This window comes from Limnofasciculus baicalensis BBK-W-15 (genome assembly GCF_024178385.1).
Lineage (GTDB): Bacteria > Cyanobacteriota > Cyanobacteriia > Cyanobacteriales > Coleofasciculaceae > Limnofasciculus > Limnofasciculus baicalensis.
The window spans coordinates 1-2394 of record NZ_JAMZMM010000600.1; the positions used below are offsets into that span (position 1 = coordinate 1).

Below are 2394 nucleotides of genomic sequence, written 5' to 3' on the forward strand. Positions count from 1 at the left end.
CCATTACCCCATTCCCCATTATGAAAACGGAACTTCAAACTAGCCAAAAGAGTCTCTATGAAACCGATTTTATCTGTTGGGTAGAAACGACTTTGGCCCAACTGCGTGCCCAAGACTACGGCAACGTAGACTGGCAAAACTTATTTGAGGAAATTGAAGATATGTCTAAACGGGAGAGGAAAAGTCTAAAAAGTAATCTCGTAGTACTTCTACTCTATCTCCTCAAATGGCAATATCAACCAGAATCGCGCAGTGGTAGTTGGCGAGGTGCTATTCGCGAACATCGGAGACGGATTAACGATGATTTAAAGGATTCACCAAGCTTGAAACCCTACCTAAAAGAGATCTTTTATGAATGTTACCAAAATGCACGTCAACAAGCCGCAGATGAAACAGGGTTACTACTAAAAACTTTTCCTATAGATTCTCTTTATACAGAGGAACAAGTACTAGATACTAGTTTCTTGCCAGAGTGATGGAAGAGGTAATGGCTAATCGCTGGTTATATGTTTATTTAATTAAACACCAACAACAAACAACTAACAACTAACAACGATCGCATTATGGACTACCCCGATATCGATATTGCCCCTCTCATCGATCACGCATTACTAAATCCCACTGCCACACCAGAGCAAGTGGAAAAGTGGTGTCAACAAGCAGATAGATATGGCTTCGCGGCAGTCTGTATCTATCCGATATACGTCAAACAAGCTACAGAGTTACTGCGCGGTAGGAAACCGAAAGTCTGTACCGTCATCGGGTTTCCCTCCGGAGCAAATACCTCAGCTACTAAACTTTACGAAGCCCAAGAAGCAGTAGAAAATGGGGCAACAGAACTTGATGTGGTAATTAACTTAGGCGCATTGAAAACCGGAAATACAGACAAACTATATCAGGAAATAGCCCAAATTTGTGAAGAAACAGGTCAAACTGTTAAAGCAATATTAGAAACTAACCTACTCACCGATGCCGAAAAACAACTAGCAACGGAAATCTGTATGGATGCTGGGGTACAATTTATTAAAACTAGTACGGGTTTCCATGGTGGCGCTACTGTGGCTGATGTCCAATTATTGAAGAAAATTACACGGGGACAAATTGGGATTAAAGCATCTGGAGGAATTCGCACCATTGAGCAAGCATTCGATTTAGTAATAGCAGGTGCAACTCGGCTCGGTACTTCTCGCGGCATAGAATTACTAAAACAACTTGAAAATGAAGAAGAGGAAGATAGCTAATAGTCATTATATTTCCTCTATTCTATTGAATTAGCAACCAAAAATGAACCGAACCTACAAAGCAACTGGAATAAATTTGAAAAGTATGCCCCTGGGTGAGGCAGATAGATTAGTGACCATTTTAACAAAGGAGTTTGGCTTAATTCGGGTAGTCGCTCCTGGCGCACGGAAGCAAAAGTCGAAATTAGCTGGTAGAATGGGATTGTTTGTAGTTAATGAATTGCTCTTGGCAAAAGGGCGCTCGCTAGATAAAATTACTCAAGCAGAAACTCTGGAATCTTACCCCGGATTGAGTAAACATTTAAGTAAATTAGCAGCGAGTCAATATTTGGCAGAATTAGTGCTATGTCATGCTTTAAGCGAACAACCCCAAGTAGAATTATTCGATCTACTTAACGAACATTTACGGCGTATCGATGAGTTGCCCAATAAAACTGGCTCTCAGTTAGAAATATCTCTAGTTATTGCTTACCTATCTCATGGTATATTTCACCTATTAGCACTAGCAGGTATTCCCCCTCAAGTTCAAGTTTGTTGTCTCAGTCAAAACCCCCTCATGCCAGATTTTACTCATCCTGATTGGCGAGTAGATTTTAGTATTGAAACAGGAGGTATATTTAGTTTAGCAGAGCATGAATCCCGACTTCAGCTAGCCCAAACTCCTGTAGCGGTAGCAGAAGCAAGAGTATCCCAAGCAACTGCCACCGATCAGATAGATGAACAATCTACTCCTCCCATTAGGATCGATCGCAAACTTGATGCTCTGGAATTAACCCTATTTCAGCAGCTAGCCACCGCCGAGTTACCCGATTTCATGTCATTATTGCCAAATCAGTTAGTCGCCGCCGATGCCATTCCTTCAGCTTGGGCAAAAGTGGAGCGACTTTTACGAGATTATGCCCAATATCATTTCGGCAAATCAATTAAATCTGCGGCTTTAATCGATACTTTATTAATTGAGACTTCCCCAAATTGAATTCAGTAAATTCTGATCTAACTAGAAATTTCCAAAAACAAGTTCTAAAATATTGAAATGACTCATAATAGACTAGAGAACTGACAAAAGGTTATTAGCCCTCCTTTGGATTATTAGACCACGATAGCTGAAACGACGCAATTTCGTCAAGTATTGAGAATTAATCTTAATAAATTT

At 40.5% G+C, this 2394-nt stretch carries 3 protein-coding genes; all 3 read left to right on the forward strand.

The window, feature by feature from the left end; genetic code table 11:
- A partial coding sequence (locus NJ959_RS28575; RefSeq protein WP_373693731.1) for a DUF29 domain-containing protein occupies window positions 1-476 on the forward strand: 476 nt, incomplete at its 5' end.
- A gap of 87 nt (window positions 477-563) precedes the next feature.
- The gene (gene deoC, locus NJ959_RS28580; RefSeq protein WP_254015149.1) at window positions 564-1241 is read left to right on the forward strand and encodes a deoxyribose-phosphate aldolase; all 678 of its coding nucleotides are present in this window, start codon (window positions 564-566) and stop codon (window positions 1239-1241) included.
- Between the two features lie 43 nt (window positions 1242-1284).
- Window positions 1285-2217, forward strand: a complete 933-nt coding sequence (gene recO / locus NJ959_RS28585; RefSeq protein WP_254015150.1) for a DNA repair protein RecO — start codon at window positions 1285-1287, stop codon at window positions 2215-2217.
- The last annotated feature ends 177 nt before the right edge of the window (window positions 2218-2394 follow it).